Source organism: Pseudomonadota bacterium, assembly GCA_023229365.1.
Taxonomy (GTDB): Bacteria; Myxococcota_A; Polyangia; order JAAYKL01; family JAAYKL01; genus JALNZK01.
Genome location: JALNZK010000013.1, coordinates 53,996 through 77,512 on the forward strand (window position 1 = coordinate 53,996; position 23,517 = coordinate 77,512).

General features: G+C 69.5%; 24 protein-coding genes. 15 read left to right on the forward strand and 9 right to left on the reverse strand.

The features are described 5' to 3' along the window. Nucleotide 1: 1 nt before the first annotated feature. Nucleotides 2-841, reverse strand: coding sequence for a peptidyl-prolyl cis-trans isomerase (locus M0R80_09545; GenBank protein MCK9459867.1), 840 nt, complete (start codon nt 839-841; stop codon nt 2-4). A gap of 117 nt (nt 842-958) precedes the next feature. Between M0R80_09545 and M0R80_09550 the strand changes: the two genes are divergently transcribed. Together M0R80_09550 and bioD are read left to right on the forward strand one after the other, a co-directional pair. Further along, the gene (locus tag M0R80_09550) at nt 959-2,134 is read left to right on the forward strand and encodes an 8-amino-7-oxononanoate synthase (GenBank protein MCK9459868.1); all 1,176 of its coding nucleotides are present in this window, start codon (nt 959-961) and stop codon (nt 2,132-2,134) included. Next, complete coding sequence (gene bioD / locus M0R80_09555; protein MCK9459869.1) at nt 2,131-2,826, forward strand: dethiobiotin synthase; 696 nt, start codon at nt 2,131-2,133, stop codon at nt 2,824-2,826. Before M0R80_09550 ends, bioD begins: the two co-directional genes overlap by 4 nt. On the opposite strand, the gene M0R80_09560 is transcribed toward bioD, so the two are convergent. The 4 genes from M0R80_09560 to M0R80_09575 are packed head-to-tail and all read right to left on the reverse strand — an operon-like array spanning nt 2,823 to nt 6,479. Then, nucleotides 2,823-3,335, reverse strand: a complete 513-nt coding sequence (locus tag M0R80_09560; protein ID MCK9459870.1) for a hypothetical protein — start codon at nt 3,333-3,335, stop codon at nt 2,823-2,825. The two genes, bioD and M0R80_09560, sit on opposite strands and share 4 nt — an antisense overlap. 46 nt (nt 3,336-3,381) lie before the next feature. Beyond that, nucleotides 3,382-4,593 carry a hypothetical protein gene (locus M0R80_09565; protein MCK9459871.1) on the reverse strand — a complete coding sequence of 404 codons (1,212 nt, stop codon included), beginning with the start codon at nt 4,591-4,593 and terminating at the stop codon, nt 3,382-3,384. Continuing rightward, entirely contained in the window at nt 4,559-5,860 is a 1,302-nt protein-coding gene (locus M0R80_09570; protein MCK9459872.1) for a FecR family protein, read from the reverse strand. The genes M0R80_09565 and M0R80_09570 overlap by 35 nt, the downstream gene beginning before the upstream one ends. Next, complete coding sequence (locus M0R80_09575) at nt 5,853-6,479, reverse strand: sigma-70 family RNA polymerase sigma factor (GenBank protein MCK9459873.1); 627 nt, start codon at nt 6,477-6,479, stop codon at nt 5,853-5,855. The genes M0R80_09570 and M0R80_09575 overlap by 8 nt, the downstream gene beginning before the upstream one ends. A gap of 473 nt (nt 6,480-6,952) precedes the next feature. Here M0R80_09575 and M0R80_09580 point away from each other — a divergent pair, with 473 nt between their 5' ends. The 6 genes from M0R80_09580 to M0R80_09605 all read left to right on the forward strand — a co-directional run bounded on the left by M0R80_09580 (nt 6,953) and on the right by M0R80_09605 (nt 12,187). Further along, complete coding sequence (locus tag M0R80_09580; protein MCK9459874.1) at nt 6,953-7,246, forward strand: hypothetical protein; 294 nt, start codon at nt 6,953-6,955, stop codon at nt 7,244-7,246. 135 nt (nt 7,247-7,381) lie between these two features. After that, nucleotides 7,382-8,074, forward strand: a complete 693-nt coding sequence (locus tag M0R80_09585; protein ID MCK9459875.1) for a carboxypeptidase-like regulatory domain-containing protein — start codon at nt 7,382-7,384, stop codon at nt 8,072-8,074. A 35-nt stretch (nt 8,075-8,109) separates the two neighbouring features. Beyond that, on the forward strand, nt 8,110-8,694 hold the full coding sequence (locus tag M0R80_09590) for a hypothetical protein (protein ID MCK9459876.1): 585 nt from the start codon (nt 8,110-8,112) through the stop codon (nt 8,692-8,694). A gap of 31 nt (nt 8,695-8,725) precedes the next feature. Beyond that, nucleotides 8,726-10,006 carry a hypothetical protein gene (locus M0R80_09595; protein ID MCK9459877.1) on the forward strand — a complete coding sequence of 427 codons (1,281 nt, stop codon included), beginning with the start codon at nt 8,726-8,728 and terminating at the stop codon, nt 10,004-10,006. Nucleotides 10,007-10,011: 5 nt separating this feature from the next. After that, complete coding sequence (locus M0R80_09600; GenBank protein ID MCK9459878.1) at nt 10,012-11,349, forward strand: carboxypeptidase-like regulatory domain-containing protein; 1,338 nt, start codon at nt 10,012-10,014, stop codon at nt 11,347-11,349. A 43-nt stretch (nt 11,350-11,392) separates the two neighbouring features. Continuing rightward, on the forward strand, nt 11,393-12,187 hold the full coding sequence (locus M0R80_09605; protein MCK9459879.1) for a hypothetical protein: 795 nt from the start codon (nt 11,393-11,395) through the stop codon (nt 12,185-12,187). Nucleotides 12,188-12,208: 21 nt separating this feature from the next. Here the strand turns inward: M0R80_09605 and gatD are convergent, their stop codons facing one another. Then, nucleotides 12,209-13,594, reverse strand: a complete 1,386-nt coding sequence (gene gatD, locus M0R80_09610) for a Glu-tRNA(Gln) amidotransferase subunit GatD (protein MCK9459880.1) — start codon at nt 13,592-13,594, stop codon at nt 12,209-12,211. A gap of 103 nt (nt 13,595-13,697) precedes the next feature. On the opposite strand from gatD, the gene M0R80_09615 reads away from it, so the two are divergent. Genes M0R80_09615 through M0R80_09625 form a run of 3 tightly spaced genes read left to right on the forward strand, consistent with a single transcriptional unit; the run spans nt 13,698 to nt 16,496 of the window. After that, a complete protein-coding gene (locus M0R80_09615; protein ID MCK9459881.1) occupies nt 13,698-14,780 on the forward strand; it encodes a hypothetical protein in 1,083 nt (360 codons plus the stop codon). Between the two features lie 29 nt (nt 14,781-14,809). Then, the gene (locus M0R80_09620; protein ID MCK9459882.1) at nt 14,810-15,373 is read left to right on the forward strand and encodes a hypothetical protein; all 564 of its coding nucleotides are present in this window, start codon (nt 14,810-14,812) and stop codon (nt 15,371-15,373) included. Nucleotides 15,374-15,380: 7 nt separating this feature from the next. Further along, complete coding sequence (locus M0R80_09625; protein ID MCK9459883.1) at nt 15,381-16,496, forward strand: tetratricopeptide repeat protein; 1,116 nt, start codon at nt 15,381-15,383, stop codon at nt 16,494-16,496. A gap of 318 nt (nt 16,497-16,814) precedes the next feature. Here M0R80_09625 and M0R80_09630 read toward each other — a convergent pair whose 3' ends face one another. From M0R80_09630 to bamD, 3 genes are all read right to left on the reverse strand, one after another. Then, nucleotides 16,815-17,408: a hypothetical protein gene (locus tag M0R80_09630; protein ID MCK9459884.1), complete on the reverse strand. Its 594-nt coding sequence runs from the start codon at nt 17,406-17,408 to the stop codon at nt 16,815-16,817. 214 nt (nt 17,409-17,622) lie between these two features. Then, nucleotides 17,623-18,489, reverse strand: a complete 867-nt coding sequence (locus tag M0R80_09635) for a tetratricopeptide repeat protein (GenBank protein MCK9459885.1) — start codon at nt 18,487-18,489, stop codon at nt 17,623-17,625. Between the two features lie 7 nt (nt 18,490-18,496). Next, nucleotides 18,497-19,339, reverse strand: coding sequence for an outer membrane protein assembly factor BamD (gene bamD / locus M0R80_09640; GenBank protein MCK9459886.1), 843 nt, complete (start codon nt 19,337-19,339; stop codon nt 18,497-18,499). Nucleotides 19,340-19,573: 234 nt separating this feature from the next. Between bamD and M0R80_09645 the strand changes: the two genes are divergently transcribed. The 4 genes from M0R80_09645 to M0R80_09660 all read left to right on the forward strand — a co-directional run. Next, entirely contained in the window at nt 19,574-21,199 is a 1,626-nt protein-coding gene (locus M0R80_09645) for an OmpA family protein (protein ID MCK9459887.1), read from the forward strand. Between the two features lie 18 nt (nt 21,200-21,217). Then, the gene (locus M0R80_09650) at nt 21,218-22,195 is read left to right on the forward strand and encodes a D-glycerate dehydrogenase (GenBank protein MCK9459888.1); all 978 of its coding nucleotides are present in this window, start codon (nt 21,218-21,220) and stop codon (nt 22,193-22,195) included. A 246-nt stretch (nt 22,196-22,441) separates the two neighbouring features. Next, nucleotides 22,442-23,275: a hypothetical protein gene (locus M0R80_09655; GenBank protein ID MCK9459889.1), complete on the forward strand. Its 834-nt coding sequence runs from the start codon at nt 22,442-22,444 to the stop codon at nt 23,273-23,275. Beyond that, the coding region (locus M0R80_09660) for a hypothetical protein (GenBank protein MCK9459890.1) at nt 23,268-23,517 on the forward strand (250 nt) is incomplete at its 3' end. The genes M0R80_09655 and M0R80_09660, both read left to right, overlap by 8 nt.

Consider the following 23,517-nt stretch of genomic DNA (forward strand, 5'->3'; position numbering starts at 1 on the left):
GTCAGGGCAGCCTCTGGATGACGTGGAAACCGAAATCGGTCTCCACGATGTCCGAGATCTGGTTCTCCTCGAGCGCGAACGCGGCCTTCTCGAACGGCGGAGCCATCTTGCCCTTCGCGAACGTCCCGAGATCCCCGCCCTTGCGCTTCCCGGACGGGCAGTCCGAGTGCTCCCGCGCGAGCGCGGCGAAGTCGGCGCCGTCCTTCAGCTTCTCGACGATCTCCCCGATGAGCGTGCGCGCCTCGTCCTCACTGCGCGTCACCGACGCGGGCTTCCGCTTGGAGCCCTGGTGCATGACGAGGATGTGCCGCGCGTGGATCTCCTCCACCTTCTGCCGCTTGATGAGGTGGTAGCCGAACGGCGTCTCGATAGGCTTCGAGATCTCGCCTGTCTCGAGCGCGCGCACGGCGTCGCTGAACGCCGGCGTCATGCGCCCGGCGGGGAAGATGCCGAGATCCCCGCCCTCCTCGACGCCCGACGGGCAGTCCGAGTGCTTGCGGGCGAGCCCGGCGAAGTCCGCCCCCTTCTCGAGCTTGGCGTACAGCTCCTCGGCGAGCGCGAGCGCCTCGGCCTTCGTCCGGGTGACACCCGGCTTCGGCCGCTCCGAGCCCGCGTGCATGATCAGGATGTGGGAGGCGGAGAGCTTCTCCAAAGGCGGAGCGACGGGCCTCGGCCCCCCGGTCTCCACCGAGGCGGAGCCCGACTTCGCCGCGGGTTTCGCCTGCAAAGGCTCGGCGACGGCCTTCTTCTCCGCGTCCGCGTCCGGCACGCCCTTCGATCCGCAGCCGAGCGCCGCGGCGAGCGCCGCAACCAACGTCATCGCACCGATTGCTCTCTTCATCACACGCTCCGTTTCGAGCCGCCGCCGCCTCGGCCGCGGGCGTGCTGAATATAGACACATTCCCGGGCGCTTTCCACCAACCTTGGCAACCGGCGCCGATTCGTCTAGCGTGCGGCCATGTGCGCGCACCCGTGGAACGAGCGCGTCGAACGGCTCTCGGCCGAGGGGCTCGAGCGGACGCCGCGCCTCGTGCTCGGCGCGACCGGGACCGAGGTCGCGACCGCCGACGGGACGAAGCTCCTGTTCTGCTCCAACGACTACCTCGGCCTCGCCGCCGATCCCCGCCTCGCCGCGGCCGCGAGCGCGGCGGCGTTCGAGCTCGGCGTCGGCTCCGGCGGATCGCGCGCCGTGAGCGGCAACCACGCGCCGCACGACGCGCTCGAGCGCAGGTGCGCTGGGTTCATGGGCACCGACGCCGCGGTGCTGTTCCCGAGCGGGTACCAGGCCAACGTCGGCGCCCTCTCGTCGCTCGTCGACGCGGGCGACGCGGTGTTCTCGGACGCGCGGAACCACGCGAGCATCATCGACGGCTGCCGCCTGTCGCGCGCCGCGGTGCGCGTCTACCGGCACGGAGACGCCGCGGAGCTCGCGCGCCTCCTCGACGAGACGCGCGTCCCGGGGCTGAAGCTCGTCGTGACCGAGGCGGTGTTCAGCATGGACGGCGACGCCGCGCCGCTCGAGGAGATCTCCCGCGCCGCGCGCCGGGCCGGCGCCGAGCTCTACGTGGACGAGGCGCACGCCTTCGGGGTGATGGGACCGGGCGGGCGGGGCCTCGCCGCGCGCGCCGGCCTCGCCGGGGAGACCGCCGTGCGCATGGCGACGTTCGGGAAGGCGATCGGCGTGGCCGGCGCGTTCGTCGCGTGCGGCGAGGCCCCGGCCCGCCTCCTCCGCTCGAGGGCGCGCAGCCTCCTGTACACGACGGGCGCACCGCCGTCCGTGGCCGCGGCGGCGCTCAGAGGTCTCGAGATCGCCGAGGCCGCCGACGACCGCCGCGCGGCGCTCGAGCGCAACGTGCGGCTCTACCGCGAACGCGCCGCGGCTTCGGGCGTGCCGGTCACCGGATCGACGTCCGCGATCCAGCCGGTCCCGATCGGCGGCTCCCGCAGGGCGATGGCCGTCTCCGACGCCCTCTGGCGGCGCGGCGTCTTCGTGCAGGGCATCCGGCCGCCGACCGTACCCGACGGGACCGCGCGGCTCCGGATCACGCTCTCGTCGTCGCACACGGAGGAGCAGATCGGGATCCTCGTCGACGCGCTCGCCGCGGCGCTCGCGGAGATCGGGGACGCGCCGTGAGGGGCTGCGTCTGCATCGCCGGCACCGGCACCGACGTCGGAAAGACGATCGTGACCCGCGCGCTCGCCCGCGCGTTCTCCCGGCGGGGCGTGCGGATCGCCGCGGTGAAGCCGGTCGAGAGCGGCGTCGCGCGGCGGCCGGGCGAGGCGCACCCGACGGACGCCGCCTCGCTCCGCGCGGCGGCGGGATCGAGCGCTCCGGACGGCGACGTCTGCGCGTACCTGCTCGACGTCCCGGTGTCGCCGCACCTCGCCGCGTCGATGCAGGGCGTCCGCATCGATCCCGCGCGCATCGCGGCGCTGCTCGAGCGCGCGTCGGCCGCGCACGATCTCGTCCTCGTGGAGGCGTCGGGCGGCCTCCTCGTGCCCCTCGCGGACGAGCTGCTCTACGCCGATCTCATCGCGAGGACGGGGATGCCGCTCGTTGTCGTGGCGCCGAACGCGCTCGGCGCGATCAACGCGACCCTGCTCACCCTGGAGGCGGCGCGCGCCCGGGGCATCGAGATCGTCGGCGTCGTGCTGAACGGCTCGCCGAAGGGGGACTTCGGCAACGCGGACGCGATCGCGCGCTTCGGGAGGACCCGGATCCTCGGCCTCTACCCGACCGTCGCGCCGCCGGAGGACGAGCGGCTCGCCGACGCGGCGGAGGCGCACCTCGACATCGACGCGATCGCCGCGTCCGCGCGGGGCTAGCGCTTGCTGTCGATCAGATAGCAGCAGAACTCGCCGTCCTGGCACTCGGGCTGACCCTCCAACGACTCGAGGGAAACGGTGTCCTCCGGGCACTCGCCGGAGAAGTACCCGCACAGCGACGACGGCCACCACCAGACGTAGGGATCGCAGGTCGCGTACGACGTCTCGGGGACGCAGCACACCCCGCTGCCGTCGCACAGTTCGTTCTCCGCGTCCTGCCAGGCGCACCCCTCGCACCCGCTCGCGGCGGATCGGCAGACGCCCTCGTACGCGAAGTCGCAGTAGGGCTCGTAGGTCTCGCCGTCCTCCATATAGACCACGACGCTGACGGCGCAGGGCACGGGATCGGTGTCGACGGTCTCGGAGTCGGTGTCGGTGTCGCCGTCGGAGTCCGAGTCTCCGCCGCCCCCGTCCGGCGCGCCGAGGATCGGATCGAGCGACCCGTCCCAGCACGACGCGGCGAGCGCGGCGAGGAGGATGGCGCCGCATCTGGATGGCAAAAAGGACATCGCGCCTCCTCCGAGAGAGCAAGTGACCCGTGCTTTCACGCGCGGGTCAGAAAAAGCTGAGCTCCACCTGGGCGAACGCCTCGATCATCGGCATCCCGAACGACGCGACGCGCTCTCCCGCGAAGCGCACGCGCACCTCGGGCATCACCGCGCCGACCGCCGCGCCCACCTCGAGGCGGAACCACCTGCCGACCACGACCCCGAGGCGCCCGGCCCCGCCCAGGTACCCGGCGAGCGCGGTCTCCTGATCGCCCACGTACTCCGCCGCGCCGACGCCCGCGGTCCAGACGACGACGCCGCCGGCGGCGATCCCCAGCGCGGGCCGCAGCGGCCCCCGGCGGACGAGCTCGTAGAACGCGCCGAGCCGGAACGTCGCGGCGTCGAAGGTCGCCCGGGCGTCGCGGGCTTCGAGATCGACGCCGAGCACGGTCACCCACGCGTCGGCGCGGAGCGTGAGCCACGGCACGAACCGCCCGTCGAACGCCAGGCGCACCGCGCCCCGGGGGCCGACGCCGCCCGGGGACCAGACGACGCCCGCCCCGAGGCCGAGCCCGAGCCGGCGATCGCGGGGCGGATCGGGCGGCTCCGGAGCGCCTGCCGGCGCCGCTCCAGGCGGTGCCCCGGCGGCATCAGATCCCGCGTCGTCCGCGGGACCCGCGTCCTCGCCGCCCTCGATCGGGACGGGCCCGGCCGCGCCGCGGCGAAGCGTCTCCTCGGAGACCAGCTTCAGCTCGAGCAGCCCGGCGAACACCGCCTCGGCCGCCTCGATCGCGACGTTCGTGGCCGACTCGCGGTCGGTCGCGTCCGGCAGCCGGATCTTCCTGTAGGTCGCCTCGCTCGCGCCGCTCCCCTGGGCCCACATCTCGAGCGAGCAGCCCGGCGAATCGCCGCCCCGGAACACGCGCAACGCGGCACCACGCCTTCCTTCGAGCCGCCCGGCGAGGCGCTCGCCTTCGCCGCCGGCGTCCCCGGCATCCCCGTCCGCTGTCTCGAGCTCCAGCGCGGTCGCGTCCAGCTCGTCGGCCAGCATCGCCTCCGCCTCCGGGCACGCCCGCTGCGGGCAGCACGACGCCATGCGGACGAGCACCACTTTCGGCGCCGGCGGTCGCGCGCCGGGGTCGCCCTGCGCGCCGCGGACGGGGACGAGGATCGCCGCCGAGAAGAGCGCGAGGAGCGCGCCGGCGCAGGCCGTGAGCAGGCGGGTCCGAAGGCTCGACGAGCGGTTATCGGGAGAGGATCGATTTGGCCAACACAGCAAACAGGCCGTCCTGATACCGGGACAGGTAACGCTCGGCGTAGCGCCGCGCGTCCTCCTGCGCACCCGACTTATCGCAGGCCTCCATCAATCTGCCAAGCGACTCTTCCGCGAGCGGGCCGTCGTTGGCCTCGCGCAGGTAGGTCTCGAACCAGCCCCGGGCGACCTCCGGGCTGCCACCCTCGTCGAGCTCGCCGCGGCCGAGGAGGAACGCGGCGGTGGCCGCGCGCGGCGTCCAGGAGAAGCGGGCGCGCACGGCGAGCAGGCAGCGGCGCGCGATGTCGCTCCTGTGGGCGAAGCGCGAGGCGTTGGAGAGATCCCACAGATCCTCGATGTCGAGCCGACCGAGCAGCGCGTCGATCCCCTCCGATTCGGCCGCCGCGATCGCCGCCGGGTAGTCGCGCTTCGCGTAGTGCGACTTCCAGCTCTCCGCCGGAGGCGCCTTCTTCTCGCGCGCCGGCGGGCGGGCCTTCGGGGCCCTCTCGGACGGGCCGGCGCCGCCCTCGATCGACTCGTCGGCCTCTCCGGCCGGCAGGGCCTTTGCGGGGGTCGCGTCGGCGATCGCCGCCTCGCCGCCCGCCCGCGCGCCGTCGTCCATCGCCTCGACCGCGACCCTTCCGCTCGGATCACCGGCGACGAGCCGCTTCCCGGCCGCGAGTCGGATCCCGTACTCGCTCAGGTGGCCGCCGCGCACGTGCACGACCCCGCGCGTGACCGACACCGCGAGCCGCGACGTCTCCCCGCTCCAGTCGACCGTGAACGCGGTGCCGAGCACCCGGATCTGGTACGGGCCGGCGTTCACCTCCCACGCCGTCTCGCCGTTCCGCCGGATGTCCGCGGACAGCTCGCCGCGGCTCATCTCCACGGTGACCTGCTCCGTGTTCGCGGACGCGATGCGCACCGCGGTGGCGCCGCCGAGATCGAGCCGGCTGCCGTTCCGGAAGCGGATCGGCACCGCCTCCCCGCGATCGCTCTGCACCCAGCTGCCCTCGGTCCCCGCGACCTGCTGCTCGCCGACCCAGAACTGGAGCGGCGCGGCGCCACGCGAGAGCAGCGCCGCCGCAACGATCGCCAGGAGCGCCACCGCCGCCGCCGCGACGAGGCCGGGCAGGACCCACGCCCGCTCGCCGCGCCGCGTCGCGTTCGTCCCCGACGCCGCCGCCAGGAAGGCGCGCCTCTGGACCGCCTTCCGCTCTTCAGGCGGCCCGTCCCCGAGCGCCTCCGCGATCCGCGCCCCGACCCGTTCCAGCTTGCCGGTGTCGTCAGTCATGGTTCATCTCCTCGATGAACGACTTCAGCACCGGATCCTTCGCCGCGCGCTTCAGGAACTCCTTGCGGGCGCGGCCGAGCCGGCGCTTGGCGGTCGACAGCGAATACCCCCCTGCCGCCGCCACCTCCCCCAACGAGCTGCCCTCGACGAAACGCAAAACGAAAATGACGTAGTCGTCCGCGCGCAGCTCGCGCAGCGCGGCGAAGAACCTCACGGCAAAAAGGTTGGCGTCCGGTTCGCCCGTGGGCGCGACGACCTCCGGCGGGGTGGCCATCGGGACGAGGATGCGGCGGTACTTCCGGCTGCGGATCTCCCGCCGCACGGTGTTCACAGCGATGCCGTTGATCCATTCTTCGAGAGACGAAGAGTTCTTCAGCTTGTGGATGCCGGTGAGGATGTGGAGAAACACCTGATGAACGACATCGTCGTGATCGGCGTCCGCGCCGAGCAGGCGCCAGACCTTGCCGTTCACCTTGTCGGCGAAGCGGTCGTAGAGCGCCGCCGCGGCCGCGGGGTCGTTCTTCCGGAGGCCCTCGACGATCTCCTCACACGTCGCCGCGCGCCTCGGGAACTGAACGACGCTCTCGCGAGCGCGCTCCTGGCTCTCCTGAACGGTCATCCGCACCCCTCTTCGCCCGCCCCCGGCGAGGGCCGCTTCATGCAGGCACATCACAACAGTGCCATGGCGTGCGAAATGAGGCCAGTGCGTACCCGAAGGAACCGGGCCCGCGCCCTCCCCGGGGCTCGAGGGGCGGGCTTTCGCGCCGATTTCTGCCTCGACCTGCGGTTTGAGTTGAATTTTTTTTATCCGCTGCTAGTATACCGCATTGCCGAAACGGCACCTGGGCGGCCCGGCATTTCCCCTGTCCCGAAAAGGGCGGGACGTTCATCGAGGTTTACTCTAGGTTCGGGCAAGACGGCTCCTGTGGCGAACATGGAGCCGAACGAGTGAGTCGGCGGTTTCCGAGAGCGTTCGGACCGCCTTAATGAGAGTCGGCCACGCCGGAAGGCGGCCGAAAAAACGCAGGAGGAAACATGGCGATTGCAGCGTTGATTCTCAGCATTGTCGGTCTCGTTCTTTGTTGGATTCCGATGGTCGGTTGGCTCGGCGTGGTGCTCGCGCTCGTCGGCCTGATCCTCGGCCTCCTGGCCTTCAAAAAGGGCAAGAAGGGGCTCGGAATCACGGCTCTCATCATCGGCGTCATCGGCCTCGGCGTGGGCCTCTACGTTCAGATCTCCACCATCATCGCCGTCCAGGAGGTCACCTCCCAGTTCGGCGACCTGAACGCGCAGCTCAACGACCCGGCGCTCCAGCAGCAGCTCAACGACGCCATGAACCAGGCGATGCAGCAGGTCCCGCCGCCGCCCGCCCCGCCCGCGCAGTGATCGGCGAAGGGCACCGCATCTTTTTCCACCACGACGTAATTTCAACCAGTTCGATCATCTAAATTCGTGTAGAATGACCGCGTCGACGGCGCGCGTCGATCCGACCGCGCCGCGGTGTTTCAAGGAGGCGCTCTCATGACACGTTTCGCTTTTCTGGTTTTGGCGACGATTTTCCTGGTGTCGGCCGTGGGCTGCGAGGGCGCCGGCCGCGGGTACGACACGGACGCCGACGCGGACGGCGACACCGATGGGGATACCGACACCGACGTCGATAGCGACACCGACAGCGACTCGGACAGCGACACCGAGTACGAGGGCCCGACCGGCACGATCCAGGGCATCGTCTGGGCACCCTCCGGGGAGTTCCCGATCTCGGGCGCGCTCGTGTACGTCACGGTCGGGAACGCCGAGCCCATCGAGGACAACGCGTACTGCTACGAGTGCGACGACATGACCGCCAAGAAGTGGACCCTCTCGGGCCCGGACGGCTCCTGGATCCTCGAGGGCATCCCGGCCGGCGACCGCAACCTCGTCACGCGCAAGGGCTTCTTCCAGAGGCAGCGCCAGATCACGGTGAACGGCGGCGACACGGTGCAGGACATCGCCGCGGAGATCACGACGCTCCCGGCCGCGAGCACCGACGACGGGCTCGACACGATCCCGAACTACGCCGTGCTGCTCAACAGCTGGGATCTGCCCCAGGACATGCTCGCGAAGATGGGCCTCGGACAGCTCACGTCCGCCGGGAACCTCGACACGTCGCAGCCGTACAGCTTCGACCTGTACAACGACTTCAGGACAGCACCGCGCTCGGCGACTCGTCGCTGATCTTCGCGAGCCAGACGGCGCTCAACTACTACCACATGGTGTTCTTCCCGTGCGTCTGCGCCCACCTCGAGCCGAACAGCTACCTGACCATGCTGCAGCAGTACGTCACCGATGGCGGGAAGATCTACGGCTCCTGCTACGCGGGGCAGTGGGTCGAGAAGCCGTTCCCGGATCTGATCACGTGGGACGGCGGGGACTCGGGCTACGTCTACGGGAACGTGGGCCCGTACAACACGACCGGCGTCATCCAGGATCCGGAGATGCGGGACTGGCTCGCGAACGTCGCGCCGGGCCAGGACCCGGACGCGTACACCTTCGACGAGGGCTGGATCAACATCGACGGGCTCACGGGCGGCGCGTACTCGGGGCACGGGCTCGAGGAGGACGGCTACATGGTCGTCCCGAAGGTCTGGGCCATGGACCTCGGGGCGCCTGGCTACAGCCAGGCCGGCGATCCGCTGACGGTCACGTTCAACTACGACTGCGGCAAGCTGTTCTACTCGACCTACCAGGTCGTCGAGAACGAGCCGTCCCCGAGCATCCGCCCCCAGGAGTGGGTGCTCATCTACCTCTTCTTCGAGGTCGGCGTGTGCGAGGGAGAGTACGAAGAGCCCGAATGATCGTGGGGACATCATCAAGGAGTTGACGGACATGACGCGTAAAATGGCTCTCCTGCTCCTCGCCGCGCTGACGGCGGCGGGCGCCGCCTGCAGCGGCACGGGCGAACGCGACGGGTACGGCAGCGATTCGGACGCGGACAGCGACACGGACGGGGACACCGACACCGAGTGGGACGGACCCACCGGGACGATCCAGGGCGTCGTCTACGCGCCGTCGGGGACGTTCCCGATCTCGGGCGCGCTCGTGTACATCACGGGCGGGAACGCCGCCGCGATCGAGGACAACGCGTACTGCTACGAGTGCGACGACATGACCTCCAAGAAGTGGACCCTCTCGGGCCCGGACGGCTCCTGGATCCTCGAGGGCGTCCCGGCCGGCGACCGCAACCTCGTCACGCGCAAGGGCTTCTTCCAGAGGCAGCGCCAGATCACGGTGAACGGCGGCGACGCGGTGCAGGACATCCCGGCCGAGATCACGACGCTCCCTTCCGCGCGCACCGACGACGGGCTCGACACGATCCCGAACTACGCCGTGCTGCTCAACGGGTGGGATCTGCCGGAGGACATGCTCGCGAAGATGGGGCTCGGCCAGCTGACCGGCGAGGGCCACCTCGACACGTCGCAACCGTACAGTTTCGACCTGTACAACGATCTCAGCACGGGCGACACCGCGCTCGGCGACTCGTCCATGCTGTTCACGAGCCAGGCGGCGATCGACCACTACCACATGGTCTTCTTCCCCTGCGTGTGCAGCCACCTCACGGCGGCCGACCACATCCCGATGCTGCAGAGCTACGTCTCGGGCGGCGGCAAGATCTACGGCTCGTGCTGGGCCGGGCAGTGGGTCGAGCAGCCGTTCCCGGATCTCATCACGTTCAAGGGCGGCGACTCCGGCACGTCGCCCGGCAACGTCGGCGCCTACAACACGGACGGCATCATCAACGACCCGGGCATGCGCGACTGGCTGGCGGTCGTGGCGCCGGGCCAGAACCTGGACAGCTACACCTTCGACGAGGGGTGGATCAACCTCGACGGGCTGACCACCGGCGCCTACGACGGCCACGGCCTCGAGGACGACGGGTACATGGTCGTGCCGAAGGTCTGGGTCACCGACCTCGGCGCGTACGGCTACAGCGAGGCCGGCGATCCGATGACGGTCACGTTCAACTACGACTGCGGCAAGCTGTTCTACTCGACCTACCAGGTCGTCGAGAGCGGCCCGGATCCCAACATCCGGCCACAGGAGTGGGTGCTCATCTACCTCTTCTTCGAGGTCGGCGTGTGCGAGGGAGAGTACGAAGAGCCGGAGTGATGACGATGACGACGACGACAAAATGGCCGCCTATCGCCCTGCTGCTCGCGATTGCGTCTCTCGTCGCCTGCGAGGGCTCCGACGGCGGGATCGGCGGCGGGGACGGCGACGCGGACGGTGACACGGATGCCGATTCGGACACCGATTCCGACTCCGACTCCGACTCCGATTCCGACTCCGACTCGGACGACACCGACATCGAGGGGAGCGGGACGCTGCAGGGCGTCGTGTGGGCCCCGTCCGGGACGTTCCCGATCTCGGGCGCGCTCGTCTACGTGACGAACGGCGACGCCGAGGTGATCGAGGACAACGCGTACTGCTACGAGTGCGACGACATGACCGGCAAGAAGTGGACGCTCTCCGGGCCGGACGGCTCGTGGGTGCTCGAGAACGTCGCGGCCGGCGAGCGCAACCTCGTCACGCGCAAGGGGTTCTTCCAGCGGCAGCGCCAGATCACCGTGACCGGCGAGCTCCAGGACGTCCCGGCCGAGGTGACGACCCTGCCCGTCGAGAGCAGCGGCGACGGGCTCGACACGATCCCGAACTACGCGGTCGTCCAGAGCGGGCCCGACTACCCGGAGGACCTGCCCGCGAAGATGGGGCTCGGCGAGCTGACCACGAGCGGCAGCCTCGACACCGCGCAGCCGTTCCAGTTCGATCTGTACGCCGAGAGCGGGTACCCGGACATCGGGCCCACGGAGCACATCTTCTCGTCCCAGGAGCACCTGAACCAGTACCACATGGTGTTCTTCCCGTGCATCAACAGCGGGATGCTCGCCTCGAACCACATCGAGCACCTGCAGACGTACGTCACCGCCGGCGGCAAGGTGTACTCCTCGTGCTGGGCCGGGCACTGGGTCGAGAAGCCGTTCCCGGACGTGATCGACTTCCACGGCGTCGACACGATCATCAGCCCCGGCGACGTCGGGTCGTACGAGACGCACGGCAGCGTCAACGACCCGGCGATGCGCGACTGGCTCGACGTGGTCGTCAACGACGCGGCGATCTCCGCGCCGCTCCTCACCGGCGAGACGCTCGACTGGTACCCGTTCTCCGGCGCCTGGATCCTCATCGACGCGCTGAACATGTCGACCTACCCCGGCCACGGCCTCGAGGAGGACGGCTTCGCCGTCGTGCCGCGCGTCTGGGCGACCGATCTCGAGGAGTACCCGACGCACCCGCTCACGCTGACCTTCAACTACGACTGCGGCAAGATCTTCTACTCGGCGTACCAGGTCGTGGAGTCCTCGACGTCGGCGCTCATCCGCCCGCAGGAGTGGGTGCTCGTCTACCTCTTCCTCGAGGTCGGCGTGTGCGAGGGAGAGTACGAAGAGCCGGAATGATTGCGATGGCTTCGACAGGCCAACACCATAAGGAGTTTTAACGATGAAAACCTTGACCAGCCTTCTCCTGCTCGTTCTCATCGCGCTCGCGGGCGCCGCCTCGTGCGAAGGCGCGGATCCCGTGGACGACGGCTCGGACGGTGACGCCGACGGCGACACCGACTCCGACACGGACACCGACAGCGACGGCGACACCGACTCCGACAGCGACACGGACTCCGACTCCGACGGCGACACGGACACCGACTCCGACTCCGACACGGACGAGGAGTGCGGCGAGGCCGACTACCTCGGAGACCCGCTCGCGATCCCGGACGGCGTCGGGGAGTCCTACGAGACCACGATGACCATCAACGGGTTCGGCGAAGGCGCGGTGCTCCCCACCATGGAGCAGTTCATTTCCGTCTGCGTGAACATGGAGCACTCCTGGATCCGCGACCTGCAGATCGAGCTGGTCCCGCCCGCGGGGGAGACGTTCAAGATCATCCTGAACGAGTTCCTCGGCCAGACGGGCAGCGAGGTCTATCTGGGCATCCCCGACGACACGGACGACTACGACCCGAACCCGGGCACCGGCTGGACGTACTGCTGGACCCCCTCGGCCGTGAACGAGCCGATGCTGGACTACGCCAACGCCCACCCGTTCATCGGCACCATGCCCGCGGGCGACTACCAGGCGAGCTCCGGCTTCAGCATGCTGGTCGGCAACCCGCTCAACGGCGCGTGGACGGTCCGCTGCACGGACGACTGGGGGATCGACAACGGCTACATCTTCTGGTGGACCATCGAGTTCGACCAGAGCCTCATCCCCGACTGCGACGACTGGATCATCGAGTAGATCCCGCCCGAGGCGAATCACCTACCGGATGTGGTCCTTCATGAAGATGTCGACCTCGGGGATGCCGCCCTGCATGATGAGGTAGCCGTCGATCGGCTCGCGGTCCGTGATCTCGTGGTTCACCGGCGCGAGCATCATCCGGCGCACCTCCTCCGGATCCTGCGTCTGGCCGAGCACCCAGCCGAGCTTCACGTACGCCACCTCGGGGAGCATGTTCTTGGCCGGCACCACGCCGAGCGCCATCATGTCGCGGCCGGTGTCGTACACGAACATCCCGACGTAGCCCCACAGGGTCTGCACCGTCATGAACAGGTGGATCCCCTTGTCGTGCGCCTTCTTGAGCGACGGGTAGAGCGGCTTGTTCACGTGCCCGAGGCCGGTGCCGGCGATGACGATCCCCTTGTACCCGTTGTCGATCATGGCATCGAGGACGTCCGGCTGCATGTTCGGGTAGTAGTACAGGATCGCGACGCGCTCCTCGAAGGCGTTGATGAGCCGCGGCTTGCGGCTCTTGTCGCGCGGCACGTAGTCGTCCGTGAGCATCTCCACGCGCCCGGGCCACACCCGCGCCATCGGCCGATCGCCTATCGTGCGGAACGTCGAGCGGTACGACGAGTGCATCTTCCGCACGCGCGTGCCGCGGTGGAGCAGATCGTACTCGTCCGAGGTGGGGCCGAACATGCACACCATCACCTCGGCCGCGGGTCCTATGGACGCCGCGGTCGCCGCGTTGCGCAGGTTGAGCGCCGCGTCCGACGACGGCCGGTCCGAGGAGCGCTGCGAGCCGACGATCACCACGGGCACGGGGAGATCCTGGCACATGAAGCTCAGCGCCGCGGAGGAGTAGTGCATCGTGTCGGTGCCGTGGCCGATGATGATGCCGTCCGCGCCGCCCTCGACCGCCTTGACGACCTCGGCGGCGGTGCCCATCCAGATCTCGGGGCCGATGTTCTCAGAGAACACGCCGTACAGCTTCTTGGTCGTCATGTTGCAGATGTCCGCGAGCTCGGGGACCGCGCCGAACAGCTCTCCCGGAGAGAACGCCGGGATGACCGCCCCCGTGCGGTAGTCGAGGCGGCTCGCGATCGTGCCGCCCGTGCCGAGCAGCGTCACGTTCTTCTTCACCGGATCGTACGGGAACTCCTTCTCCGGGATCTTGTAGTGCGCTTCCTTGACCTCCTTGGCGTTGATCTCCTCGACGTCCTCGACCCGGATCCCGACGTTGTACCCGGTCACCATCTTGAGCACGAGGTGCTGGTCGTCGTCCGTCTCCGAACGCGGCAGGATGATCCCCTTGAACGTCCCGCGCTTCGACGCGACGACGACGTCGCTCCAGACCGGCGCGTGGTTTGCCTCGAGCAGCGCCCGCGCCCTGCCCCGGTAGCCCTTGTACGCGTTGTCAGACATCTTGCCACTCTCCTCGCCGCGATCGTTCCCCCGGTCCGGGAGGAACTTTACCCCAACCGAGAGTAGTTGTGAAACGGCTCGTTTTCGTTAGACAATGCCCCGCATGAGGCTGTCGATCCCCCCCGCCCCCTCGGACTCCGGCGTCGCCGCCGGTCCGCGCCTGCCGATCCTGCTCGTGGGCAACCCCACCTCCCGCAGCGGCAAGGCCGCGGAGCGCATCGACGAGGCGCGCCTCCTCCTCGACGAGCTCGGGCTCGGGCACGAGTTCCGCGCGACGCTGCCGGATCGCGGGACGATCGGCCTGGTCGCCCGCGCCGTCGCGGAGGAGGGGTTCAAGACGATCGTCTACCTCGGCGGCGACGGCACGTTCAGCGAGGTCGCGAAGGGGATCCTGTCCTCCGGCCGCGCCGAGGAGGTCCTGCTCGGGATGCTGCCGTCGGGGACCGCCAACGATCAGGGCAAGTCGTTCGGCATCTCCTCCGCGCGCAAGGACCTCCGGCGCAACGTGGAGATCATCAGGAACGGCTTCACGACGCTCCTCGACGTCGGAGAGGTGACGTCGTTCACGGACGCGGGCGAGGTGTCCAACCGCGATCTGTTCTTCGACTCCCTGGGTTGGGGGCTCTCGGCCGCGATCCTCGCGTTCCGCAACCGGGAGCTGAGCATCGTGAAGAAGATGCCGGTCTGGCGGGAGATGTACCGCGACCAGGTGGTCTACGTCCGCGCCGCCGTGCAGCAGCTCGCGGTCAACCTGCTGACGCGCGACTGGTTCACCGCGGAGATCCGCGTCGACGGCGAGACGCGCACGCTGAACCGGATGACCGACGTCGTGATCAGCAACACGGCGCTCTACGCCGGCGAGTGGATCATCGACCCGGAGAGCCGGCACGACGACGGCCTCTTCGAGGTCGCGCTGTTCCAGGGCGCGAGCGACTGGACGAGCAAGCTGATCGTCCACCACAAGAAGGTCCCGCTGACCGAGGAGATGCTGAACCGGTTCGGCGTGTCGCACACCCCGCACCTGCGCGGCAGGGAGATCGAGGTCCAGTTCTTCCGCCCCAACAAGGACAAGCGGCTGCCGGCCCAGCTGGACGGGGACGAGTACCCGCCCGCCGATCACTTCCTCGTGAAGGTCCTGCGGCGGCGCCTGCGGATCATCATACCGGAAAGGTACCACTGGATCTGACGATCGCGACGATCGGGGAAGGTCATCCGATGGAAGAGAGCTCCAACAGACGAGCGAAGTACCGGCGGTTCGACGACAGGCGGGTCGCGGTCATGCTCGCCCTCCACGAGGTGCTTTTCGACAACCCGCCAGGGCGCGAGCGCGACGAGCTGCTCCTCGAGAAGATCCGCGACGACTTCTACGTCAACCGCGCCGAGCTGCTGCGCTTCGACGTCCCCGAGCCGGGGGCGCCTCCCCGGCTGTGCGCGGCCGCCGGCGTGCTCGGCTCGGCGCCCGGGGAACGCGCGTTCGACGGGCCCGGTGCCGCGATCCTCTTCGATCTGCAGCGCGGGAACGCGGGCGCGCTCACCCTGACGCGGTTCAGGCGCCCCTCCCAGTTCGAGACCGAGACGTGGACGCGCCTCTGGGACGTCGAGCTCGGCCCCGCCGTGACGGCGCTCCTCTCCGTGGAGCTCGTCGTCGAGCGCGCGCCGAAGTCGTTCATCTGGCTGCTCCTCGAGAACGACTCGCGGGAGTGGGGAAGCCACGATCGCCAGCTCGCCGAGGAGGCCGCGCGGCTCCTCGGCCGCGCCGCGGACAGGGCGCCGGTGTGAGCGGAGGATGCGGCCCGGCACGCGCGCCGTCGTGCTCTTCGCGTCGCTCCTCGGCGCGGGCCCGTCCGCCTGCGGCGCCCACCGCGAGGTGACCCGCCTCGATCCCGTCCACGTGACCGCCGCGAGGGACGGCGAGCGCGTGACAGTCGACGCCTACGACGCGCGGGAGCTCTTCGTCCGGGCGTCCGCGGCGCTGCGCGCCGAGTCGTACGAGGAGGCCACGCGCCTGTACGCCGCGCTCCTCGCGGAGTTCCCGGAGTCGGAGCTGGTGGCCCCGGCCCTGTACAACCAGGGGCTGTGCTACGACGCGCTCGGGAGGTTCCGGGACGCCGCGACGTCCTACGGCGCGCTCGTCGAGCGCTTCCCCGGATCCGAGGACGCGGCGGACGCCCTCTTCCGGCTCGCGGGCTCGTACGAGGCGCTCGAGGCCTGGGACGACGCGGTCGGCGCGCTCGATCTGCTCGTCGCGCGGCAGGAGCTCTCCGGGATCGAGCGGGTCGAGGCGCTCGCGCGGCGTGGCTCGGCGCTGATCCAGGTGGGCCGCGCCGGCGACGCGCGGATCTCGCTCGAGGAGGCGGTGCGGCTCTACCGCCAGGGGCGCGGCGTCTCGCCCTCGGACTCGGTGTTCCACTACTCCATGGCACAGTTCAAGCTCGGCGAGATCGTGCACAACGAGATGCGCGCGATCGAGCTGCCGGAGGACGAGGCGCTGCTCGAGGCGCGCCTCGAGGCGAAGGCGAAGCTCCTGCTCGAGGCGCAGCGGCTCTACACGAAGGTCATCCGGATCGGGCACCCGCACTGGGCGGCCGCCGCCGCGTACCGGATCGGCGCGCTCTACCACCACCTGTGGAAGGACATCCTCGACGCCCCGCCCCCGCCCGGCCTCGACGCCGAGGCGCAGGGGATCTACTTCGACATCCTGCACGAGCGCACTCGGGTGCTCCTGAAGAAGGCGGTCGTGCAGTGGGAGCGCACGCTCAAGCTCGCGCGGCGGCTCGGGCTCGACAACGAGTGGATCGACTCGACGACCCGCGACCTCGCGGAGATCCGCAGGGAGCTCGAGATCGAGGAGTCGGCCGCCGAGAAGGACGACGATCCGGAGGAGCCCGACGCGGGGGTGTAGGGGCAGGGCTCGCCCTGCCCGCGGGCTCAAACGTGTCGACGGGCGCGGCGTGTCGACGGGCGCGACGTGTCACCGGGCGCGACGTGTCGACGGGCGCGGCGTGTCGACGGGCGCGACGTGTCACCGGGCGCGACGTGTCGACGGGCGCGGCGTGTCGACGGGCTCAAACGTGTCGACGGGCGCGGCAAGCAGCGCCCCTACGAATTGTCCACCGCCGTGCATTTTCTCGGCAACCTTTTCTCCGAACGTCCGATTCAGGTTCATGGGACGCGACACCAACCTGCCCGATCGCCGATCGCTCCGGCTTCGCGGATACGACTACGCCCTCCCGGGCACGTACTTCATCACGGTGTGCGTCCAGAACCGCGAATGCCTATTCGGCGAGATCCTCGGCAGGGAGATGCGCATGAACGATGCGGGTCGGATCGTAGCGGACACGTGGCTCGCGTTGCCGGGTCGTTTTCCGTCCGTGGGTGTGGGCGCGTTCGTCGTCATGCCCGACCACGTCCACGGCATCATCATCGTCGCGGACGTGTCACGGGCGGACGTGTCACGGGCGGACGTGTCACGGGCGCAGCAAGCAGCGCCCCTACGAGGTATGGAACCGGCACAACCCGGTGTAGGGGCAGGGCTCACCCTGCCCGCGGGCGCGGACATATCGGCGGGCGTGCACGTATCACCGGGCGTGCACGTGTCACCGGGCATGCACGTGTCACCGGGCGTGCACGTGTCACCGGGCGCGTACGTTTCACCGGGCGCGAACTTGTCGACGGGCGCGAACTTGTCGACGGGCGCGAACTTGTCGACGGGCGCGAACTTGTCGACGGGCGCGAACTTGTCGACGGGCGCGAACTTGTCGACGGGCGCAGCAAGCAGCGCCCCTACGTTGGGGAACGTTGTACGGGCGTTCAAATCGATTTCGGCGATTTCGGTCAATCGGCTACTCGGAAGGACCGGACGATCTCTCTGGCAACGCAACTATTTCGAACATGTCGTTCGCGGTGAATCGGACCTGCGGCGGATCCTGGAATACATCGCCCGGAACCCGGCCGAATGGAACCGGCACGACCCGGTGTAGGGGCAGGGCTCGCCCTGCCCGCGGTTCAGCGGTACGAGCAGTCGAAGCCTACTTCTTGTCGCCCGGCGCGAACGGGGCGGGGGCCACGGACGACTTCTCGCCGTCGAAGGAGAACTCGAGCTCGCCGTTCTCGCCGCTCGCCCGCTCCGCCGGCGGCGCCGACGTGTCGACCTCGAGGTTCATCCCCGCCGCCTGCGCCTCGTCCTGCGCGATCAGCTGGTCGACCATGCGCAGGTACATGCGCGCCGTGCGGTTCTCGGGGTCGATCTCGAGCACCTCGGTCCACTCCGCGCGCGCGGCGGCCTTGTCGTCCCGCGCGAAGTAGGTCGCGCCGAGCGAGACGCGGGCCGGCACGTACTTCGGCCGGTCGCGCTTGACGCGCTCGAGCTCGACCTGCGCGTCGTCGAGGCGGCCGCAGTCCTTGAGCAGCTGCCCGAGCCGCGTCCTGACGTCCGCGAAGCCGGGGCTCAGGTCGAGCGCCTCCCGGTACTCGGCGATCGCCTTGTCGTTGAGCTGGAGCTCGGCGTACGCCTGCCCGAGGTCCGCGTGCATGTTGGAGAGCTTCCCGCGGGCGAACGGCTCGATCTGCTTGCCCTCCGCGGAGGACCCCAGCGACGTCGCGTGCTCGTGGACGCGCCGCGCCTCCTCGTAGAGCCCCTGCTCGTTGTAGGTCACGGCGAGGTTGAGCGCCGCCTCGGTGTACCTCGGGTTCAGCGCGATCGCCTTCTCGAAGTACTCGCGGGCCTGCGCGACCTGCCCGCGGTCGTGGTAGATCACCCCGAGCATGTTCATCACGTCCGCGAAGCCCGTCTCGGTCTCGGCGACCTTCAGCAGGTAGGGCTCCGCCTTGTCGTACTCCCGGTTCGCGTAGTACTCGCGACCGCGCTCCAACCGCACCAGCGTTTCTTTGTCCATCAAGCCCTCAGTCCGCGCCGCCGGCCTTCGCCTCCAGGTGCCGGAGGTAGTCCGTCGCGCGTTTCGTCTGATAATGTCCGGGATACTGTCTCGCGATCTCGCCGAAGATGCGCCGCGCCTCCCGCTCCTCGCCCATCTCCAGGAACGTCTTGGCCTGCAGGAACATCGCGTCCGGGACCAGGGAGGACTCCGGGAAGCTCACCCAGATCCCCTCGAGCCGGACCGCGGCCGCCTTGCGCAGGTCGCGCTTCAGGTAGAACTGCGCGACGTACATCTCGTGCCGCACCAGCGCGTCGACGACCTCGACGAGGTAATCCTCCGCGCGCTCCCGCAGATCGTTCCTGGCGCGCGCGTGCTCGTCGCCCGCGTCCTCGATCCGCGGGTAGGTCTTGAGGAACGAGGCGAACGCCGCCCGGGCGTCGCGCGTCGCCGACTGATCCCGCTCGTGGGGCGGCGGCATGATCAGCCAGTCCCCGGGGATCTGCTCGTAGAACGCGACCCCCCGCCTGTACGAGGCGTAGTCCGCGTCCACGTGCGTCGGGTGCGCCTTGACGAACTGCTGGTAGGCCACGGCGGCCTCGGCGTTGCTGCCCTGGCTGAGCTTGCAGTCCGCGAGCCTGAGCTCCGAGTCGGCCGCGTACTTGCTGTACGGGAACTGCCGCCGGACGTCCTCGAACAGCTTCTCCGCCTCGACGCAGTCCTCGTCGTCGAACTCCACCATCGCGGTCTCGTACAGCTCCTTCGCGGAGCGCGAGTAGTCGAGCAGCCCGCCCTTCCCCTGCTTGGCCGCGCACCCCGCCGAGAGCGCCCCCGAGACGACGAGGAGACAGGCCGCGAGACGCATTTCCATAATAGATGCCATCGAGACCGCCCAAGCTCCCTTCCAAACGCGGAAGGCATCATAGCAGCGCTCCGGGGGTGTATCCAGGGTCTTTACGTGCATCGGCACGTGGCCGGGATTCTGCCCCGGAACGTCATCCGATGGCTTGCAACCGGGGGTGCGTTGCACTAGCATAACGACGCCCGGATCGAGGGTAATCAACGACGCCGCTTCGCGCATTCGGCGTCATGATCGGAGAAGAAAATGGCACGATTCGCACGAACCACCATTTCCGTCGTCGTCCTGGCCGCACTGTTCGCCTTCGCGCCCACGGCGATCGCCGAGGATGCCGCCGGCGACAATGGGGACTCCGAGGGCGCCTCCGCGGAGCTCTCCGTCGGTGGCGACGCGCTCGAACCCGATGCGAAGGAGGGCGGACGGCCCACGCACCGGCAGTTCAACCTGCACTTCGCGGGCGGCGTGCTGTTCGGCCTGGGCGACGATCTCTCGGACGCGGGCCACGGCGACATCGGCGGCCAGGCGGCCGTCGGCCTGGACATCGTGCTGGTCGAGCCGCTCGCCCTCTCCATCATGGGCGGCTTCAACCCGATGGCCGAGAACGACGACGAGAGCAAGGCGGCGCTCAGGAGCGTCTTCATCGGCGCCGGCCTCATGCTCCGCATGTTCTCGAGCGACGAGGGCGCGCTGTTCGACGGCGGCACCGCGGCCGGCAGCCTCTGGCTGGACGCGCACATCGACTACTTCGCGCACAAGCTCCAGGACCACGGCGGGTACGACATCGGCCTCGGCTACGAGTTCGCGCTCTGGAAGGACGTGAACCTCGGGCCCTACGTGCGCTTCCAGCACGTGGCGTGGGGCGAGGGGCTCAACTTCATGGAGATCGCGGTCGGCCTCATGCTCTCGTTCGGCGGCACGACCGGCCCGGACGACAGGGACGGCGACGGCATCCTGGATCCGGACGACAAGTGCCCGGACGAGGCCGAGGACAAGGACGGCTTCGAGGACGCGGACGGCTGCCCGGACACGGACAACGACAAGGACGGCGTGCTCGACGCCGACGACAAGTGCCCGGACGTCGCCGGGATCCCGGAGAAGCAGGGCTGCCCGAACGACGACAACGACGCCGACGGCATCCTGAACGACGTCGACAAGTGCCCGGACGAGGCCGAGGACGTCGACGAGTTCGAGGACGAGGACGGCTGCCCCGAGGCCGACAACGACCAGGACGGCGTGCTCGACGCCGACGACAAGTGCCCGACCGAGAAGGAGGACATGGACGGCTTCGAGGACGCGGACGGCTGCCCCGATAACGACAACGACGGCGACGGCATCCCGGACGCGACCGACCAGTGCCCCAACGAGGCCGAGAACATGAACGGCAAGGAGGACGAGGACGGTTGCCCGGATCTCGTCCGGATCGTCGGCGACCAGATCAAGATCTCCGACAAGGTCTACTTCGCGACGAACAAGGACAAGATCCTCGACAAGTCGTTCGATCTGCTCAAGCAGGTGGCGGTCGTCATCCAGTCCAAGCCGGACATGAAGGTGCGGGTCGAGGGCCACACGGACGACGTCGGCAAGGACGCCAAGAACCTCAAGCTCTCGCAGCGGCGCGCGGAGAGCGTGGTGAAGTTCCTCGTCGACGAGGGCGTCGCGGCCGACCGGCTGACCGCCGAGGGCCTGGGCGAGACCAAGCCGATCGCGGACAACAAGACCGAGGAGGGCCGCGCCGAGAACCGCCGCGTCGAGTTCCACATCGTGGAGAGCGCGCCCGCGGAAGCCCCGGCCGAGGCCGCCCCGGCCCCCGAGGCCGCCCCGGAGCCGGCGCCCGCTCCGGCCCCCGCCGAGCCCGCGCCCGCCACCCCGTAGACCGGAGCGCCCCTCCCCATGACGCCCCCCCGAGTGCTCGTCACGAGGCGGATTCCCCGAGCCGGGCTTAATCCTATCGGCGACGCCTGCGACGTGGAGCTGCTCGACGGCGAGCTCCCGCCGAGCCGCGAGACGATGCTGGCTCGGATACGGGGCTGCTCGGGGCTCCTCAGCCTGCTCACCGACGCCGTCGACGCCGAGCTGATCGCCGCGGCCGGCCCGGGCCTCCGGGTGATCAGCAACTACGCCGTCGGGTTCGACAACATCGACCTCGCGGCCGCGACGAGGGCCCGGATCCCCGTCGGCAACACGCCGGGCGTCCTCACCGAGGCGACCGCGGATCTCGCGTTCTCCCTCCTCATGGGCGCCGCGCGGCGCATCGCCGAGGCGTCCCGCTTCGCGCGGGAGGGGCGGTGGCGGACGTGGTCCCCGACGCTCCTTTTGGGCGCCGACGTCCACGGCGCGACCCTCGGCGTCGTCGGCATGGGCCGGATCGGGCGGGCGCTGGCGAGGCGGGCGGCGGGCTTCTCGATGCGCGTCGTCTACTGCGACCCCGTTCCGGGCGACGGCGGCGCCGTCCCGGGGGCGGCGCGCGTGGAGTGGCCCGAGCTGCTCGCGCAGGCGGACTTCCTGAGCCTCCACGTCCCCCTGACCGAGGCGACGCGGCACATGATCGACGCGGCGGCGCTCGCGCGGATGAAGCCCACGGCGATCCTGATCAACACCTCCCGCGGCGGCGTGGTCGATCACGCCGCGCTCGCGCAGGCGCTCGCCGACGGGGTGATAGGCGGCGCCGCGCTCGACGTCACCGAGCCCGAGCCGCTCCCCGCCGGGCACCCGCTCTACGCGCTCGACAACTGCCTCGTCGTCCCGCACCTCGGCAGCGCGACGGTCTCGACGCGCGACAGGATGGCCGTCATGGCCGCGCAGAACCTCCTCGCCGGCCTGCGCGGCGAGCGGCTGCCCCACTGCGTGAACCCCGAGGTGTACGGGTAGAGCGAACGCCCCTTCTTGCCATCTCTGGCGAGATCGACGTCGACATTCGCCCTTGACGCCCCCCCGCATGCGATATTCCTGTCGCACGATTCGATCGGCGGTTGTTCGAGGAACGCGACGCCGCCTGCGCGCGAAAGCGACACGAATTCCTCCTGCACCGCCTCCTGCGTTCCGAATCATCACACGACCCGAGCTCGGGTCATTCAAGCGGCGCCGATTCCGACGGGAGCCGGCAAGGAGGTGCGCATGAAACGGAAGATCCTGTTCACCGTTCTCACCACGATGGCGGCTATCGCCTGCGACTCGGGCGGTGCGACGACGACCGTCGGCGCAGCGCCGAACGCGATGCTCGGCATCGAGACGGATGGCGATGCGGAGGTGACCGCGGGCGATTCGTCGCAGACCTCGGTCGACGAACCGAACGAACCGTTCTCAGCCGAGTGGACCGACTCGGCCGAGGCCGCCGGCGCGTCGTCGCTGTCGTTCGAGGTGACGAACGAGACCGACGAGGAGCGCTCGGTGACCGTGGCGCTCGTCGCCGAGAGCGCACTCGGCGTCGCGCGCAAGCCCTTCGGCGAGGTCGCAATCGCCGCGGGCGAGAGCGCGGCGTTCTCGGTGAGCGCGTCGGATCTCCCGATCCGGAGCGCTGAGGTCGTGTCGCAGGTCTTCGTGGAGCTGACCCGGGTAAACATCGCCGGCCTGGGTCCGTTCGAGGTCACGACCCGCACGGCTTGTCGCTGGTTCCTGCACGATGCGGGCTACGGAGCGGTACGCGCTTACACACAGGAGTCGTTCATCGCCGAGCGCGGCGGCGTGTACGCCTCGCTCTCGGTGGGCGCGAATGAGCTGTCCGCTTCCGCGCTCGAGGCGAAGGTGCTGGGCGAGATCGCGGACGCGTACGGCGTGTACTCGGTCGTCACCGCAGCCGGCAGCGAGCTCGTCTCCCACGATGAAACCGAAGGGATCGAGGGTGTCGTCACTTGGGCGGCCGACGGCCGAGGCGACGTGAGCGGCAGCGCGGACGCGATCGTCGTGCCCGACGAAGGCGGCGATACGGAGTTGGAGGTGGACGATGAGTAGGGTTACAATCGCCATCATGAGTGTCGCGATCGCGGCGACGATCTCGAGCACCGCCGGCGCCGGCACCGGCAAGTGGTGCTTCCAGTGGGACATCTCCTACGCCGACCAGGACACCGACCCCGACCACAACACGTACTGGCTGGACGACGACAGCGTCCACGCCCCTGCGCGGTACACCTATGTCGTCGTCATCGGGCCGAGCACTTGCGACGAGTATTTCCTGGACTCGAGCGGATGCACGC

What these genes read in the sequence shown, in the direction of transcription:
- M0R80_09545 (MCK9459867.1), bottom strand. Translation starts at nt 841, where the DNA reads ATGAAGAGAGCAATCGGTGCGATGACGTTGGTTGCGGCGCTCGCCGCG.
- M0R80_09550 (MCK9459868.1), top strand. Translation starts at nt 959, where the DNA reads ATGTGCGCGCACCCGTGGAACGAGCGCGTCGAACGGCTCTCGGCCGAG.
- M0R80_09560 (MCK9459870.1), bottom strand. Translation starts at nt 3,335, where the DNA reads ATGTCCTTTTTGCCATCCAGATGCGGCGCCATCCTCCTCGCCGCGCTC.
- M0R80_09570 (MCK9459872.1), bottom strand. Translation starts at nt 5,860, where the DNA reads ATGACTGACGACACCGGCAAGCTGGAACGGGTCGGGGCGCGGATCGCG.
- M0R80_09575 (MCK9459873.1), bottom strand. Translation starts at nt 6,479, where the DNA reads ATGACCGTTCAGGAGAGCCAGGAGCGCGCTCGCGAGAGCGTCGTTCAG.
- M0R80_09580 (MCK9459874.1), top strand. Translation starts at nt 6,953, where the DNA reads ATGGTCGGTTGGCTCGGCGTGGTGCTCGCGCTCGTCGGCCTGATCCTC.
- M0R80_09585 (MCK9459875.1), top strand. Translation starts at nt 7,382, where the DNA reads ATGACACGTTTCGCTTTTCTGGTTTTGGCGACGATTTTCCTGGTGTCG.
- M0R80_09590 (MCK9459876.1), top strand. Translation starts at nt 8,110, where the DNA reads ATGGTGTTCTTCCCGTGCGTCTGCGCCCACCTCGAGCCGAACAGCTAC.
- M0R80_09595 (MCK9459877.1), top strand. Translation starts at nt 8,726, where the DNA reads ATGACGCGTAAAATGGCTCTCCTGCTCCTCGCCGCGCTGACGGCGGCG.
- M0R80_09600 (MCK9459878.1), top strand. Translation starts at nt 10,012, where the DNA reads ATGACGACGACGACAAAATGGCCGCCTATCGCCCTGCTGCTCGCGATT.
- M0R80_09605 (MCK9459879.1), top strand. Translation starts at nt 11,393, where the DNA reads ATGAAAACCTTGACCAGCCTTCTCCTGCTCGTTCTCATCGCGCTCGCG.
- gatD (MCK9459880.1), bottom strand. Translation starts at nt 13,594, where the DNA reads ATGTCTGACAACGCGTACAAGGGCTACCGGGGCAGGGCGCGGGCGCTG.
- M0R80_09615 (MCK9459881.1), top strand. Translation starts at nt 13,698, where the DNA reads ATGAGGCTGTCGATCCCCCCCGCCCCCTCGGACTCCGGCGTCGCCGCC.
- M0R80_09620 (MCK9459882.1), top strand. Translation starts at nt 14,810, where the DNA reads ATGGAAGAGAGCTCCAACAGACGAGCGAAGTACCGGCGGTTCGACGAC.
- M0R80_09625 (MCK9459883.1), top strand. Translation starts at nt 15,381, where the DNA reads ATGCGGCCCGGCACGCGCGCCGTCGTGCTCTTCGCGTCGCTCCTCGGC.
- M0R80_09635 (MCK9459885.1), bottom strand. Translation starts at nt 18,489, where the DNA reads ATGGACAAAGAAACGCTGGTGCGGTTGGAGCGCGGTCGCGAGTACTAC.
- bamD (MCK9459886.1), bottom strand. Translation starts at nt 19,339, where the DNA reads ATGGAAATGCGTCTCGCGGCCTGTCTCCTCGTCGTCTCGGGGGCGCTC.
- M0R80_09645 (MCK9459887.1), top strand. Translation starts at nt 19,574, where the DNA reads ATGGCACGATTCGCACGAACCACCATTTCCGTCGTCGTCCTGGCCGCA.
- M0R80_09650 (MCK9459888.1), top strand. Translation starts at nt 21,218, where the DNA reads ATGACGCCCCCCCGAGTGCTCGTCACGAGGCGGATTCCCCGAGCCGGG.
- M0R80_09655 (MCK9459889.1), top strand. Translation starts at nt 22,442, where the DNA reads ATGAAACGGAAGATCCTGTTCACCGTTCTCACCACGATGGCGGCTATC.